The organism is Streptomyces sp. NPDC001634, assembly GCF_040298185.1.
In the GTDB taxonomy this organism is placed as follows: Bacteria; Actinomycetota; Actinomycetes; order Streptomycetales; family Streptomycetaceae; genus Streptomyces.
Genome location: NZ_JBEOZU010000147.1, coordinates 1 through 14,376, shown reverse-complemented (window position 1 = coordinate 14,376; position 14,376 = coordinate 1). Strand labels below are relative to the sequence as shown.

14 protein-coding genes, 1 pseudogene and 1 riboswitch are annotated in these 14,376 nt (G+C 70.9%); of the genes and pseudogenes, 6 read left to right on the top strand and 9 right to left on the bottom strand.

All coding sequences use genetic code 11. The annotated features are described in order from the left end of the window. Nucleotides 1–110: 110 nt before the first annotated feature. Entirely contained in the window at nucleotides 111–1,997 is a 1,887-nt protein-coding gene (locus ABT186_RS45325) for an anthranilate synthase family protein (protein WP_351226416.1), read from the bottom strand. A 101-nt stretch (nucleotides 1,998–2,098) separates the two neighbouring features. Then, nucleotides 2,099–2,161: a trp operon leader peptide gene (locus ABT186_RS45320; protein WP_351226422.1), complete on the bottom strand. Its 63-nt coding sequence runs from the start codon at nucleotides 2,159–2,161 to the stop codon at nucleotides 2,099–2,101. A 379-nt stretch (nucleotides 2,162–2,540) separates the two neighbouring features. On the opposite strand from ABT186_RS45320, the gene ABT186_RS45315 reads away from it, so the two are divergent. The 3 genes from ABT186_RS45315 (at nucleotide 2,541) to ABT186_RS45305 (ending at nucleotide 6,425) form a co-directional block, all read left to right on the top strand. After that, nucleotides 2,541–4,547, top strand: a complete 2,007-nt coding sequence (locus ABT186_RS45315; protein ID WP_351226414.1) for a choice-of-anchor P family protein — start codon at nucleotides 2,541–2,543, stop codon at nucleotides 4,545–4,547. 141 nt (nucleotides 4,548–4,688) lie between these two features. Next, entirely contained in the window at nucleotides 4,689–6,041 is a 1,353-nt protein-coding gene (locus ABT186_RS45310; RefSeq protein WP_351226412.1) for a class II 3-deoxy-7-phosphoheptulonate synthase, read from the top strand. Nucleotides 6,042–6,191: 150 nt separating this feature from the next. After that, nucleotides 6,192–6,425: a (2Fe-2S)-binding protein gene (locus tag ABT186_RS45305; RefSeq protein ID WP_351226410.1), complete on the top strand. Its 234-nt coding sequence runs from the start codon at nucleotides 6,192–6,194 to the stop codon at nucleotides 6,423–6,425. Here the strand turns inward: ABT186_RS45305 and bfr are convergent. After that, nucleotides 6,422–6,901: a bacterioferritin gene (gene bfr, locus ABT186_RS45300; protein ID WP_351226408.1), complete on the bottom strand. Its 480-nt coding sequence runs from the start codon at nucleotides 6,899–6,901 to the stop codon at nucleotides 6,422–6,424. The genes ABT186_RS45305 and bfr overlap by 4 nt on opposite strands. Nucleotides 6,902–7,054: 153 nt before the next feature. On the opposite strand from bfr, the gene ABT186_RS45295 reads away from it, so the two are divergent. Beyond that, a complete protein-coding gene (locus ABT186_RS45295; protein ID WP_351226406.1) occupies nucleotides 7,055–7,687 on the top strand; it encodes a sulfite oxidase-like oxidoreductase in 633 nt (210 codons plus the stop codon). 25 nt (nucleotides 7,688–7,712) lie between these two features. Here ABT186_RS45295 and ABT186_RS45290 read toward each other — a convergent pair. Continuing rightward, nucleotides 7,713–7,928, bottom strand: a pseudogene (locus ABT186_RS45290) (DUF4396 domain-containing protein); the annotation flags it as partial. 72 nt (nucleotides 7,929–8,000) lie between these two features. Between ABT186_RS45290 and ABT186_RS45285 the strand changes: the two are divergent. Next, the gene (locus ABT186_RS45285; protein ID WP_351226404.1) at nucleotides 8,001–8,276 is read left to right on the top strand and encodes a hypothetical protein; all 276 of its coding nucleotides are present in this window, start codon (nucleotides 8,001–8,003) and stop codon (nucleotides 8,274–8,276) included. A gap of 10 nt (nucleotides 8,277–8,286) precedes the next feature. Here ABT186_RS45285 and ABT186_RS45280 read toward each other — a convergent pair whose 3' ends face one another. The 5 genes from ABT186_RS45280 to thiO all read right to left on the bottom strand — a co-directional run bounded on the left by ABT186_RS45280 (nucleotide 8,287) and on the right by thiO (nucleotide 13,451). Further along, on the bottom strand, nucleotides 8,287–9,186 hold the full coding sequence (locus tag ABT186_RS45280) for a deoxyribonuclease IV (RefSeq protein WP_351930241.1): 900 nt from the start codon (nucleotides 9,184–9,186) through the stop codon (nucleotides 8,287–8,289). A gap of 60 nt (nucleotides 9,187–9,246) precedes the next feature. Then, nucleotides 9,247–11,166, bottom strand: a complete 1,920-nt coding sequence (gene pknB / locus ABT186_RS45275; RefSeq protein WP_351226400.1) for a Stk1 family PASTA domain-containing Ser/Thr kinase — start codon at nucleotides 11,164–11,166, stop codon at nucleotides 9,247–9,249. A 120-nt stretch (nucleotides 11,167–11,286) separates the two neighbouring features. Beyond that, nucleotides 11,287–12,081 carry a thiazole synthase gene (locus ABT186_RS45270; protein WP_351226398.1) on the bottom strand — a complete coding sequence of 265 codons (795 nt, stop codon included), beginning with the start codon at nucleotides 12,079–12,081 and terminating at the stop codon, nucleotides 11,287–11,289. A gap of 3 nt (nucleotides 12,082–12,084) precedes the next feature. Continuing rightward, nucleotides 12,085–12,285, bottom strand: a complete 201-nt coding sequence (gene thiS, locus ABT186_RS45265; RefSeq protein WP_351226396.1) for a sulfur carrier protein ThiS — start codon at nucleotides 12,283–12,285, stop codon at nucleotides 12,085–12,087. After that, on the bottom strand, nucleotides 12,282–13,451 hold the full coding sequence (gene thiO / locus ABT186_RS45260) for a glycine oxidase ThiO (protein WP_351930239.1): 1,170 nt from the start codon (nucleotides 13,449–13,451) through the stop codon (nucleotides 12,282–12,284). The genes thiS and thiO overlap by 4 nt, the downstream gene beginning before the upstream one ends. After that, nucleotides 13,449–13,561: riboswitch (TPP riboswitch) on the bottom strand. Its footprint overlaps the gene before it by 3 nt. A 127-nt stretch (nucleotides 13,562–13,688) precedes the next feature. On the opposite strand from thiO, the gene ABT186_RS45255 reads away from it, so the two are divergent. After that, nucleotides 13,689–14,376 (top strand): NAD(P)/FAD-dependent oxidoreductase (locus ABT186_RS45255; RefSeq protein WP_502973521.1); only part of this gene is annotated, 688 nt, incomplete at its 3' end.

Below are 14,376 nucleotides of genomic sequence, written 5' to 3'. Positions count from 1 at the left end.
CCCCAACGGAGGCTTCGACCCCAAGCGCTCCGGCATCTACCGCCTCCCCACCCGTGCCCCCAGGGCCCCCCCCCCCCCGGCCCGCCCCCCCCCCCCCCACGCCCGTATGACTACTGGACCGCCCGCCGCTCCGAGAACGTGCTCGTGCCCGCCGCGGCCGGCCGACCCAGCAGCTCCCGTACGACCGCGGCGCCGCCCACCGACAGCACCGACTCCGGGTGGAACTGGACCGAGGCGAACCGAGCCGAGCGCAGTGCGTGCACCTCGCCGCTGTCGCTGCGGCTGACCTCGACGCCGTGCGCTGCCAGTTCGGTCGCCTCCTCGTCGTCGCAGCGTGCCACGAAGCTGTTGTAAAAGCCGACGGTCTCCCGCCGCCCGAACAGGTCGATGTCCGTCTGGGCGCCCTGGTAGGGCACTTCCTTCCGTACGATCTCCAGGCCCAGCTCCGCAGCGATCAGCTCGTGGCCCAGGCAGACGCCCAGTACGCCGTGCCGGTGTCCCCGGATGACGTCGGCGGTGAGCGCGCGCAGGAACCGCATCTTGGGGTCGGTCATGTCCGACGGGTTGCCCGGTCCCGGGCCGAGGACCACCGGACCCTCGTGCGCGAGCACCGTCTCGCGCAGCCCCGGCTCGTCGTACCGCCGAACGGTCACATCGAGCCCCGACGACCTGAGGACGTGCGCGAGCATCGCGGTGAACGTGTCCTCGCCGTCGACGACGAAGGCGTGCCCGGTGAGGTCCAGCGCCCGCTCCTGCATCCGCAGCCAGAACGGCGCGAGCGAGGCGCGCCGCCCGTCGAGCGCGACCTGCACCCGCGGGTCGTCCGCCAGCCCCGGCCGTACCTGCTCCTCGCGCGGCCGGCCGGGGCGTACGCCCAGCGCCGCCAGCACCCCGGCCGCCTTGGCGTGCGTCTCCGCGACCTCCCCCGCCGGGTCCGAGCCCCGTACGAGCGTCGCACCGACCGGGACCCGCAGCCGCCCGGCCGCGTCGATGTCCGCCGTCCGGATGAGGATGGGGGAGTCGAGGGTCTGCGCACCTCCGGCGTCCCGTCCCAGCAGGGCCAGTGCGCCCGCGTAGTAGCCCCGGCCGCCGACCTCGTGCCGCTCGATCACGCGGCAGGCGTTCTGCACGGGCGAGCCGGTGACGGTCGCCGCGAACATGCTCTCCTTCAGCACCTCGCGCACATCGAGGGTGGACTTCCCGCGCAACTCGTACTCCGTGTGCGCGAGATGAGCCATCTCCTTCAGCCGCGGTCCGACGACGACCCCGCCCATGTCGCCGACGGTGCACATCATCTTGAGCTCCTCGTCGACGACCATCGACAGCTCCTCGATCTCCTTGCCGTCGGCGAGGAAGGTGAGCAGGTCCTCGGGAGTGGGGCCGCCGGCGGGGTAGCGGTAGGTCCCGCTGATCGGGTTCATCACGACGGTCCCCCCGGACATCCGCACATGCACCTCCGGGCTGGCCCCGACGAGCGTCCGGTCCCCGGTGTGCACGACGAAGGTCCAGTACGCCCCCCGCTCGCCGACCAGCAGCCGCCGGAACAGGGCGAGGGCGTCGGCCCGGCCGAACCCCGGGATCTCTCCCTCGTACGTCCGCCGGATCACGAAGTTCGCGCCCTCGCCTCGTCCGATCTCCTCGTCCAGCACGCGTCCGACGATCCGGCCGTACTCCTCGTCGGCGACGTCGAAGCCGCCGCCCTCGACGCACACGTCGTGCCGCGGGAGCTGTGACAGGGCCTCCTCCAGGGGGAGTTCGTACGACTCCTCGGGCCTCAGCGCCAGCAGCGGTGTTCCGTCGTCACGGACGTCGAAGCCCCGCTCGCGGATCTGCCGGAAGGGCACGAGGGCCAGCCCCTGGTCGGGGAGGTCGGCAAGGCGCTCGTACGGAGTGACCGGGCCGGTCAGCACCTCCACGGTGTCGTGGGCGCGCCCGGGTGTGCGGCGACGCAACAGGGCGAACGGGCGGGGATCGTCGAGCAGTTCGAGCAGGTGCATGGGCGGTGTCCTTCTCGGTGAGGTGAGAGGGAACGGCCCGGTCGCGAAAACGCCGAAGGCCGCCCCTCGGGCGGCCTTCGCGAAGTCTTGCGTACGCGCAATCAGTGGGCCGCCGGACGAGCGGTCCACCACCAGTTCTGGTTCTGGGTCGAGTGCGCGAACATGCCCCGCACCCTACCCGATCCGGTCAACCCTCGCGCGGTCACCCGGCCGGCACCCCCTTCCCGGGTGCTCGATTCCGCCCCGAACGCCGTCCGGCGACCCGGTACTTCACCGTGCGCCCACGGGCCCCTCACCGCAGTTCCGGGCGGGCTCCGCAAGTGGAAGCAGTCCGAAAAATTCGGCAATCAAGCGCCATTTGTTGACGCGTACACGATCGGGATCCCACTCTTCACCGGGATCGCGTCCGCCCCTCGCGGCCCGGTCCTTCACCCCCGGTTCCCAGCAGCACATCCGCGCCCGACCGAGGAGAGAGCCATTTCCGCATTACGATCACCACGGCAGCGCCCGTGGGCGAGGCGGCGCGCCGTACGCGCGCTGACGGTGCTGGCCGCGACAGCGGCCCTCGGCGCCGGTTCGCCCGTCATCGCGCAGGCCTCCGACGCCGGCACCACCCGCATCAGCTACCGCGGCCACACGTTCACCGTCCCCGCCGACTGGAAGGTCGTCGACCTCGACAAGAACCCGACGGCCTGCGTCCGCTTCGACCGGCACGCCGTGTACCTGGGCACACCGGGCAAGCAGCAGGACTGCCCCGCCGACGCGACGGGACGCACCGAGGCACTCCTGGTGCAGCCCGCCAAGGCCGCCAAGAGTTCCGTCACCGAGAACCGCACGGACCGTACGTACCGGGCTGCCGCCGACGGGATCGCCGTCACGGCCCCGTACGCCGACGACCGTGCCGAGATCCGGCAGATCCTGAGCAGCGCAGGGCTGCCCGTCGCGTCAGCGCAGGCCGAGAAGCCGTCCGCGGCTCCGTCCGCGCTCGCCGTCCCGGCCGACGCGACCTCGTACCAGGGCAAGGGCTTCGACGCCTGCGCCGCCCCGAGCCAGGGGGCGATGGACGCCTGGAAGGCCACCTCCGGCTACGGTGCCGTCGGCGTCTACATCGGCGGCGAGAACCGTGGCTGCGACCAGGCGAACCTCAACGCCCAGTGGGTGCAGACCCAGTACGCCAACGGCTGGCGGTTCCTGCCGATCTACGTGGGCAAGCAGGCCACCGCGGACTCGGGCAGCTGCTCGGGCTCCTGCACGGTCATCACCGACCCGGTGCCGCAGGGCACCGCGGCCGCCGAGGACGCGGTCCGGCAGGCCGCCGCGCTAGGGCTCGGCGCGGGTTCGGTGATCTACGAGAACATGGAGAACTACCCGCGAGGAGGAACCAACACCTCCCGGGTGGTCGCCTACCTCGAAGCCTGGACCAAGCGGCTGCACGAACTGGGCTACCGCTCCGGCGCGTACGGCGGCGGCGCGTCCCTGGTCCCCGACCTTGTCGCGGCCGCCGGTGCCGGCACCGTGCCCGACGTGATCTTCACCGCCCGCTGGAACGACCAGGAGACCACCGACGACCCGGCCATCCCCGCCACCCTGTGGGCCGACCACCAGCGGGTCCACCAGTACCAGGGGGATCTGCGGGAGACCCACGGCGGGGTGACCATCGGCATCGACCGCGACATCGTGGACGTCGGCGCCGGCGGCACCCCCCAGCCCCCGCAGCCCAAGGCCACCAAGCTCACCTACAGCGGCCCGGCCACCGTCTCCAACGGCTCCGCGGCCAAGCTCTCCGCGACCCTCACCACCGACACCGGAGAGCCCGTCGCCGACAAGAAGGTGAGCTTCGCGCTCGGGAACCAGACCTGCGACGGCACCACGGACGCGCAGGGCGCGGCGAACTGCACGATCGACCCGGTGAACCAGCAGCTGACCGCGGACGCGACCGCCCCGGTCAAGGTGACCTTCGCCGGGGACGACGCCTACCTCGCCTCCGAGGCCACGGCGACCGTCAAGCTGCAGTACGTCACCGGGCGGGCATACGGTCTCTCGGCCGACGTCTCGCTGCTCGGGCTGCCGGTCGGCGTGCCGCCGACGCCCGACACCGGCGCCGTGCGCACGGCCGGGGCACAGACCACGGCCCCGCCCTGCACCGCCGACGTCAGCGCGGTGGTGCTCCATGCCAAGACGCTGTGCGCCACGGTGGTGACGAAGACCGGGCCGAGCAGCGCCTCCTCCACCGCATCCGTGGAAGAGGCCTCCATCGGGCTTCCGGGGCTGCCCGTCCTCGGCCTGTCCGCGGTCAAGGCCGTCTCGACCAGCAGCTGCACCGCGGTGTCCGGCAGCACGGACCTCACGCTCACCGTGGCGGGCACGCAGGTGAAGCTCGACGGCACGCCGAACCAGACCGTCGATCTCGGCGTCCTCGGCACCAAGCTGGTCGTCGACGAACAGGTGAAGAATGACGGAGGCCTCACGGTCAACGCCGTCCATCTGACGGCACCCGGCGTCGATGTCGTCATCGGGTCCAGCACGTCGGCCGCGCACAACTGCGGCTGACCGGCCCTCATGGGCGGGCCCCTCTCCGGAGGGGTCCGCCTCTGCCGTAGGACCGAACGGAAGGCAGCCGATCGAGCACCATCCGTCTCAATTGATGAGCAACGGAATGGACTCGCCACACGACCCCGTAATGTTTAGGGGGTGACCGTGAACGCTAAGACCAGCCCGAGCGCTGGCAACACCTGGCGAGACCTGCCCGCGGCGCAGCAGCCCGAGTACCCCGACCCCGAGGCTCTGCGCGCAGTGATCGCGGACCTCGAGTCGTATCCGCCGCTCGTCTTCGCGGGCGAGTGCGACCAGCTGCGCGCCCGGATGGGAGCCGTCGCCAGGGGCGAGGCGTTCCTGCTCCAGGGCGGTGACTGTGCCGAGGCCTTCGACGCGGTGTCCGCCGACCACATCCGCAACAAGCTCAAGACCCTGCTCCAGATGGGCGCCGTGCTCACGTACGCCGCCTCGGTGCCGGTCGTGAAGGTCGGCCGCATCGCCGGTCAGTACTCCAAGCCGCGCTCCAAGCCCACCGAGACCCGCGACGGCGTGACCCTGCCGACCTACCGCGGCGACTCCGTCAACGGCTTCGACTTCACCGAGAAGGCCCGCGTCCCGGACCCCGAGCGCCTGAAGCGGATGTACCACGCGTCCGCCTCGACGCTGAACCTGGTGCGCGCCTTCACCACGGGCGGCTACGCCGACCTGCGCCAGGTGCACGCCTGGAACCAGGACTTCGTGAAGTCGTCGCCGTCCGGTCAGCGCTACGAGCAGCTGGCGCGGGAGATCGACAACGCGCTGAACTTCATGCACGCCTGCGGGGCCGACCCCGAGGAGTTCAAGACCGTCGAGTTCTACTCCTCGCACGAGGCGCTGCTGCTCGACTACGAGTCGGCGCTGACCAGGGTCGACTCCCGCACCGGGCAGCTGTACGACGTCTCCGGGCACATGGTGTGGATCGGTGAGCGCACCCGCCAGCTGGACGGCGCGCACATCGAGTTCGCCTCCAAGATCCGCAACCCGCTCGGCATCAAGCTCGGTCCGACGACGACGGCCGAGGAGGCGCTGCAGTACATCGAGCGCCTCGACCCGGAGCGTGAGCCGGGCCGGCTGACCTTCATCGTCCGCATGGGCGCCGACAAGGTCCGCGACAAGCTCCCCGAGCTGGTGGAGAAGGTCACGGCGTCGGGCGCGGTGGTCGCCTGGGTGACCGACCCGATGCACGGGAACACCTTCGAGGCGGCCTCCGGTCACAAGACCCGCCGCTTCGACGATGTGCTCGACGAGGTCAAGGGCTTCTTCGAGGTCCACAAGTCGCTGGGCACGCACCCGGGCGGCATCCACGTGGAGCTCACCGGTGACGACGTCACCGAGTGCGTGGGCGGCGGCGACGAGATCTTCGTCGACGATCTGCACCAGCGCTACGAGACGGCCTGCGACCCGCGTCTGAACCGCAGCCAGTCCCTCGACCTGGCGTTCCTTGTCGCCGAGATGTACCGGGACCAGTAGCCGCTTCGGTGGTTGCCGGCACGTGAAATGGGGTGCGGATCACATACGATCCGCACCCCGCTCCACTTTTGCGGCTCCTGTGCGGCGGGTAAGGTTAGGTTTGCCTCACCGATCAATCGGGACGGCAAGACTGATCGATCCCGTCGGGAGGTGAACCGCGTGTACGTCTGCAGTTGCTTCGGCATCACCGAGCAGCAGGTGAAGCAGCACGCGGAGAACGGTGCCTGCACCCCCCGCCAAATCGCCTCCGCCTGCAAGGCGGGCACCGACTGCGGGTCGTGTGTACGCCGGATTCAGGCGCTTCTGGGCCGGGGCGCGTGCCCCCGTCGTGAGCCGGCGGACCGGGGCGGGTCGGTGCTCGCCGAGCTCAAGGACGCCGCCTAGCTCTCCGGCTGCTCGATGATCTGCGAGATGTAGAGCGCCTCGCCGAGCTTGTCCACCAGTTCCAGCTGGGTGTCCAGATAGTCGATGTGGTGCTCCTCGTCCGCGAGGATCGACTCGAAGATGTTCGCGGACGTGATGTCGCCCTTCTCCCGCATGATCTTGATGCCGCGCCTGAGCCGGTCGATCGCCTCGACCTCGATCAGCCGGTCGGCCTCGAACATCTCCTTGACGGTCTGCCCCACCCGGACGTGGAAGAGCCGCTGGTAGTTCGGCAGTCCCTCCAGGAAGAGGATGCGGTCGGTGAGCACCTCCGCGTGCTTCATCTCGTCGAACGACTCGTGCCGCGTGTACTTCGCGAGCTTGTACCAGCCGAAGTTCTCCTGCATCTTCGCGTGCAGGAAGTACTGGTTGATCGCGGTCAGCTCGCCGGTGAGCTGCTCGTTGAGGAATTCGATGACCTCGGGGTCGCCCTGCATCGCGCAGGCTCCTTCCAGGCGGGGACTGGCGGCTTGCGCCGCATGATTGCACCGGCATCGGGGGGCGTCCAGTAAGTACACGCTTACTACGAGTTGCCCGAATCCGACCCGGGCTGGTCATGTGCACCCTCCGCGGTCTGTCAGGATGGAGTCATGGGTCATCCGGTGGAGCGCGAATCTGGAGCAGCAGCACGGTCCGAGCTTCCGCCGGGACAACGACTGCAGCGGGGCTGGCCGGTCACGCACTACGGTCCGGTGCCCAAGTTCCGTCCCGAGCGCTGGGACTTCCGGGTCTTCGGCGCGACCGCGGACGGCGAGAAGCACTGCTGGAACCATGAGGAGTTCACGGCCCTGCCGTACGCCACCGTCGTGGCCGATCTGCACTGCGTCACGAAGTTCAGCATGGTCGGCGCCGAATGGGGTGGTATCCCCGCCCGTACGATCCTGGAGATCGCCCCGCCCGCGCCCACCGTCACCCATGTCATGGTCTGGGCGGAATACGGATTCAGCTCGAACCTGCGCCTCGCCGACTTCGCCTCGGACCGCACGATCTTCGCCACCCACAAGGACGGCGAACTGCTCACCGCGGAACACGGCTTCCCGCTGCGCCTGGTCGTCCCGCATCTGTACGCCTGGAAGGGGCCCAAGTGGGTCCGCGGTGTCGAGTACATGACCGCCGACCGGCGCGGCTTCTGGGAGGAGCGCGGGTACCACAACATCGGCGACCCGTGGAAGGAGCAGCGCTACTCCTACCAGGAGGAGCCCGGGGACGGCCCCGAGCTCTAGCTCTGACTCCCGGTGAATGCGCCGGTCAGTGGTGGTACTGGTGCACCACCGCATGGCCCCTGCCGCGGCCGATCATCCACTTGTTGACAGGTGTGGTGATCACGAAGGCGAGGGCGAGCGAGACCGCCGGCGATCCCCAGAACAGCACGTCGTCGAGGTGTGCGTCCGTCGCGGACGGCCACAGTACGATCACGCTGTTGTCGATCAGCTTCATCCCGGCGATCGACGGGGTGTCCGCGCCCGGCGGAATGGTGCCTGCCGTGCCGGTAAGCTCCTTGCCGGTTACTCCGACAACCGTGCAGGGAGGGCGCCGATGGCCGTCTTCAACGTGATCTTCTCGGAGGCCGCGGCGCGCGTGCGCGACAGCCTTCCGGACGACCGCCTTGAGGTGCTCCAGCGCGGACTCGCCATACTCGCCAAGGACCCCCGCACCAAGATCTCCTCGGCGATCTCCGGTGACGAGAACACCCGCGCGCTCGCGCTGACCCATACCATGGCGGTGGAGTACGTCATCAGTGACGGTCTGCTGATCGTGCTCGTAGTGCACCTCGTCGACACGACCCACGTACTGCTCGAGACGGAGGACTGACCCGGCGCCGTCAACCGTCCCGGAGTTTCTTCAGCCGCTCCACGTCGGCCGCGTGCCCTTCCTTCCCGCCGGGTGTCTCGATGATCAGGGGCACGCCCTTGGTCGCCGGGTGGGTCATCAGCGCGCGGAACGGGTCCTCGCCGATGTGACCTGAACCGATGTTCGCGTGGCGGTCCCGGTGGGCGCCCACCGTCTCCTGGGAGTCGTTGGCGTGGATGAGCTTGAGCCGACCCTCACCGACGGTCTCCACCAGCAGGTCCAGCGTCCGGTGCATCCCGTTCGGCCCGGTCAGGTCGTGCCCGGCGGCGAAGATGTGGCAGGTGTCGAGGCAGACGCCCAGCATGGGGTGCGCGTCGAGCGCCTCGAAGTAGGGCCCGAAGTCCCAGGTGCGGGAGCAGAGCGAGGCGCCCTGACCTGCTGTCGACTCCAGCAGGAGATACGGGTCGTCGTCGTGCGTCAGCTCGTCCAGCAGGGGAAGCAGGCGCTCCCGCACCTGCTTCAGCGCGACCGCCCGGTCCCGGCCACCGGTCGCGCTCCCGGTGTGCACGACAACGCCCAGTGCCCCGATCTCGCGGCCCCGGCGCAGAGAGTGCCGCAGGGACTCCACGGACCTCTCGACGGTCGTCTCGGTGTGCGAGCCGAAGTTGATCAGATACGGCGCATGGACATACGCCGGGATCGACTCGGCGGCACACGCGGCCCGGAAATCCTCGTCCTGCCGCGGATTGCCGACGGGCGTCGCCCAGCCGCGTGGATTGGCGACGAAGACCTGCACGGTCTCGGCCTTGAGGTCACGCGCGTAGCTCAGTCCGACGGAGTTCAGACCGCCGGCCACGGGCACGTGGCCGCCGACGGGGTTGCGGGGGACGCCGGACGTGCCGAGGGCGCCACGGGACTGCTGCCTGCTCACCCTCCAAGGGTGTCACGCGGTCCCGGGCGCCCTGTCGGCCGGTCCCCGGCGGTATGCCCCTCAGCGGATCACGATCTTGATCGTCGACCCCTTCGGTGCCTTCTTGCCGCCCTTCACCGACTGCCGCTTCACCGTGTCGCCGAACAGGCCCAGCAGTCCGCGGTCCTCCTCGACCTGGAAGCCGGCGGCCTCCAGGGTCTGCTTCGCGTCGTCGACCTTCTGGCCGACCACGTCGGGGACCTCGACCATCTCGCGGCCCTTGGAGATCGTCAGCGTGACCGTGTCGCCCTCGCCGATCTCCTTGCCGGCTCCCGGCGACTGCTGGGCGACCTTCCCGGCGTCGAACTCCGAGGTGACCTGGGTATCGGCGATCTTCACCTGCAGGCCCGCGTCCTGCAGCGCTGAGGTGGCGTCGTCGACGGAATCGCCCGTGACATCGGGCACCTCCACCGGGTTGCCCTGGCTCACGGTGATCGCGATCGCCGAGCCGCCGTGCCGCTTGGTGCCCGCCTGCGGGTCCGTGCCGATCACGAAGCCCTTCGGCACGTCCTCGCTGAACGCGCGCGTGACCATGCCCGCGACGAGACCGTCCTTCTTCAGCAGGGCCTGCGCCTTGTCCAGCCGGTAGCCCTTCAGATCGGGCACCTCCACCGTCTCGGGGCCGTCCGAGATGGTCAGCGTCACCTTGTCGTGGGAGCGTATCCGCGCGCCCGCCGCCGGGTCGGTGCTGATCACAGTGCCGCGCTTGACCGTGTCGCTGTAGGCGTGCTCGACCTGCTTCACCTCGAGTCCGGCCGTCTTCAGCCGGGCCCGCGCCTGCTCCTCCGTCTTCGCCAGCAGCGGAGGGACCTTGGTGAACTGGCCGGAGTTGATGTACCAGACGCCGGCGCCCATTCCGAACACCACCAGCACGGCGAGGACGAGCGCGAGCAGCCCCCGCCGGGGGCGCCCGGAGCGCCGCCGCGTCTCGGGCGGCGGGGTCTCCAACAGGCTCGTCCGGTTGAAAACGGCCTGTTCGGCCTCGTCCTCGTTGACCGGGTTGACCGGCAGCAGGCGCGGGATCACGCTCGTGCGGTCCCCGGCGTTGTCGTGCGCCGAGGCGATGGCCTGCGGCGGTACGGCGTCCAGTTGCTCGGCGGTGAGCGCGCTGCGTGCCTGAAGGACCTGGCCGAGCAGCGCCGCCGCGTCGTACGGGCGCAGCTGGGGGTTGCGCGCGGTCGCCGACGCGACCAGCTCGTCGAGTTCGAAGGCCAGCCCCGGCACCGCGGCCGACGGCGGCGGCACATCCTCGTTCAGGTGCTGGTAGATCACCTGGGCAGGGGAGTCGCCGTGGTGCGGCTTGGCGCCGGTGAGCATCTCGTAGAGGACGACCCCGCACGCGTACACGTCGACCCGGGGGTCGGCCGTGCCGTGCTCTATCTGCTCGGGCGCGAGGTAGGACACGGTGCCGAGGACGGCGCCCGTCGTGTTCGTGACGGTGTCCACGGCCCGGACGAGACCGAAGTCGGCCACCTTGACCCTGCCGTCGTCCCCTATCAGGACGTTCTCCGGCTTCATGTCGCGGTGCACGAACCCGGCGCGGTGCGCGGCGCCCAGGGCGGCCAGCACCGGCTCCAGGATGTCGAGGGCGGCGCGTGGTTGCAGCGCCCCGCGCTCGCGCAGTACGTCGCGCAGGGTGCATCCGGCGACGTACTCCATGGCGAGGTAGACGTACGACCCGTCGGTGCCCTGGTCGAAGACCTGCACCACGTTCGGATGGGCGAGACGGGCGACCGACTTGGCCTCCCGTATGAAGCGCTCGACGAACGAGCCGTCGGCGGCCAGCGTCGGATGCATCACCTTGAGCGCGAGGACGCGGTCGAGGCGGGTGTCCACGGCCCGGTAGACCGTGGCCATCCCGCCGACCGCGATACGCGCGTCGACGCGGTAGCGGCCGTCGAGCACCTGCCCGACGAGGGGGTCCTGAAGGGTCGTATCCACGCAGGCGAGTGTACGAGGGCCCACTGTCATGCCTCGCCCGCGCGGTCGGACCGGGGCATGAATGCAGCCGACCTGTGACGCACGCCGCACACGCGCCCCGGCCGGACCGGGGAACGGGGCTCAGAAGGCGGGCCGCTCCGGGTCCAGCCGGGCCATGCCCTCGGTGGGGGACGAAGCCTCCGCGAAGTGCCGGCGCGGCATGCGGCCCGCCCGCCGTGCAAGGCGGCCCGCCTCCACCGCGTGCCGCATGGCCTCCGCCATCAGCACCGGCTCCTGCGCCCGGGTCACCGCCGAGGCGAGCATCACACCCGCGCAGCCCAGCTCCATCGCGAGCGCCACGTCGGAGGCCGTACCCGCGCCCGCGTCCAGGATGACCGGCACGCGCGCGTGCTCCACGATCAGCTGGAAGTTGTGCGGGTTGCGGATGCCGAGCCCGGAGCCGATCGGCGAGCCGAGCGGCATGATCGCGGCGCAGCCGACGTCCTCCAGCTTCCGGGCGAGAACGGGGTCGTCGTTCGTGTACGGCAGCACGGTGAAGCCGTCGTCGACCAGCGTCTCGGCCGCCTCCAGCAGCTCGATCGGGTCGGGCAGCAGGGTGCGCTCGTCGGCGATGACCTCCAGCTTGACGAGGTCCGTGCCGAGTGCCTCCCGCGCCAGGCGGGCGGTGAGCACGGCCTCGCCCGCGGTGAAGCAGCCCGCCGTGTTGGGCAGCGCCCGGATGCCCAGCTTGTCGAGCACCGACAGGACCGAGCCGTGCACCGAGGCGTCGACGCGCCGCATCGCGACCGTCGTCAGCTCCGTGCCGGACGCCGCAAGCGCCCGCTCCAGCACATCGAGGCTCGGCGCACCGCCGGTGCCCATGATCAGCCGGGACGCGTAGGTCGTACCACCGAGGACGAAGGGGTCGTCGGCCATGGGTCAGCCTCCTTGGACGGCGGTGAGGACCTCGACGCGGTCTCCCTCGGAGAGGGGCGTCGACGACCACTGCGCGCGCGGGACGACGGTTTCGTTGAGGGCGGCGGCCACGCCCGAGGGGGCCACGGTGAGGGTCCGCACGACCGCGTCGAGCGCGGTGCCGGCAGCGATCTGCCGGGGTTCCCCGTTGATCGAGATGTTCATACGGGCTGCTCCGTGCGTGAGGCGGCGGCGGTGAACCGCCCGGGGGTGAAGGAACGGGCCTCTGGAGGGAGTTCACCGGTGGTGAGGACATACGCCATGACATCGCCGGTGACCGGGGTGAGCAGGACACCGTTGCGGTAGTGCCCGGTGGCCAGCAGCAGGCCGTCCAGCGCCGTCGGGCCGAGCAGCGGCGCGTTGTCCGGGGAGCCCGGGCGCAGTCCGGCGCGGGTCTCGGTGAGCGGCAGCTCGGTGATCCCGGGCACCAGCTCGTGCGCGTCCCGCAGCAACTCGTACACCCCGCCCGCAGTGACCGTCGTGTCCCAGCCCAGCTCCTCGCTGGTCGCTCCGACGACCAGCTCGCCGTTCTCGCGCGGGACCAGGTAGACCTGGCTGCCGCGCACGACCGCGCGCACGGTGCGGCTCAGGAACGGTGCGTACCGCTTCGGCACGGTCAGCCGCAGCACCTGCCCCTTCACCGGGCGTACGGGCGGCAGGACCTCGTCCGGGACGCCCGCGAGCCGCCCGCTGAGGCTGCCCGCGGCCAGGACGACCTGCCCCGCGGCGAGGTCGGTGCCGTCGGTCGTCCGGACCCCGGCGGCCCGCTCCCGCACCACCGCCAGCTCTTCGGCCCGCACCCGGTGGAAGACGACGCCGGCGCGTTCGCAGGCCGTCACCAGAGCCCTCGCAAGCCGGCGCGGATCGACCTGATGGTCGCCGTCCACCCTGAGCCCCCCGCGCACGCCCGGCGCGAGCATCGGCTCCAGCCGGCGGCACTCCCGCCCGCTCAGCCACTCCGATTCCAGGCCCGACTGCTGCTGCAGGGCGTGCAGTTCGCGCAGATGGGCGCGGTCGTCGGCATCGAGCGCGACGGCGAGCGTGCCGCACCGGCGGTAGCCGATGTCCTGGCCGGCGGCCGCGGTCAGCTCGGCGACGAAGTCCGGGTAGCGGCGCGCGGACTCCAGATTGAGGCCGAGCAGCGTCTGCTCCCCGTAGTGCAGTTCCGTGACGGCGGCGAGCATCCCGGCGGCCACCCGGGCCGCCCCGCCGCCCGGTTCGGGATCCACGACGGCGGTGGCGAACCCGCGTTGCGCCGCCCGCCAGGCCGTCACCAGCCCGATGATGCCGCCCCCGATGACGAGGACGTCTGGCGTACGTGAAGACGACATGGGCGTCCAGCCCCTCCCTTCGCCGGCATGACCCGGATCAGGTTCGTACGGTCGGAGGCCGCCCAGCCTCCCTCTCAGCCCGGTGCGTCCGGGCTCCCGCGAGTGCTTGTACGTCGGCCACCCTAGCCCGTGCCGTTTGCCTCAGTAAGGGAGCCTCCGGAGAAAGAAGGGAGCCTCCGGAGAAAGAAGGACGGTGTGATCTGGGCCGAGTAATTGTCAGTTGTCTATGGTGATCAGGTGAGCGAGCAGACGCAGGCACGGAGCGATTCGGCGCGACGCGATCCGGCACGGCGTGTTGTCGTCGCGGGCGCGGGCATGGCCGGGGTGCAGACGGCGGTGGCCCTGCGGGAACAGGGCTTCACCGGCAGCGTGACGCTGATCGGCGCGGAGCCGCACCAGCCGTACGACAGGCCGCCGCTGTCCAAGGCCGTGCTGCTCGGAAAGGCCGAGGGCTCCGCCTTCGACGTCGACTTCGAGGCCCTGGACATCGAGCTCCAGCTGAGCCGCGAGGTGGTCGGCGTACGCCCCGACGACCATGAACTGGACACCGTCGAGGGCTCCGTGCCGTACGACGTCCTGGTCATCGCGACCGGTGCGGAACCGATCCAGCTGCCGGGTGCCGAGGGCGTACCCGGCGTGCATCTGCTGCGCACGCTTGACGACGCAGACCGGCTGCGGCCGGTCCTCGCCCAGCAGCACGACATCGTGGTCGTGGGCGCGGGCTGGATCGGCGCCGAGTTCGCCACCGCCGCGCGCGAGGCGGGCTGCGCGGTCACCGTGGTGGAGGCCGCGGACCGGCCCCTCGCGGGGGCGCTGCCCGCGGAAGTGGGCGCCCCCCATGGGGCGAGGGTCGCCGGCAGCGGGGCGGCCCTGGGCACCCCCCCCCCCCGCGCGCGCGGAGAGACCGCCGCCGGCCGGGTGGAGC

Coding starts and splice junctions, on each gene's coding strand:
- ABT186_RS45285 (WP_351226404.1), top strand. CDS start 8,001: ATGGCCGTCTTCAACGTGATCTTCTCGGAGGCCGCGGCGCGCGTGCGC.
- ABT186_RS45270 (WP_351226398.1), bottom strand. CDS start 12,081: ATGGCCGACGACCCCTTCGTCCTCGGTGGTACGACCTACGCGTCCCGG.
- ABT186_RS45325 (WP_351226416.1), bottom strand. CDS start 1,997: ATGCACCTGCTCGAACTGCTCGACGATCCCCGCCCGTTCGCCCTGTTG.
- ABT186_RS45295 (WP_351226406.1), top strand. CDS start 7,055: ATGGGTCATCCGGTGGAGCGCGAATCTGGAGCAGCAGCACGGTCCGAG.
- bfr (WP_351226408.1), bottom strand. CDS start 6,901: ATGCAGGGCGACCCCGAGGTCATCGAATTCCTCAACGAGCAGCTCACC.
- thiS (WP_351226396.1), bottom strand. CDS start 12,285: ATGAACATCTCGATCAACGGGGAACCCCGGCAGATCGCTGCCGGCACC.
- thiO (WP_351930239.1), bottom strand. CDS start 13,451: ATGTCGTCTTCACGTACGCCAGACGTCCTCGTCATCGGGGGCGGCATC.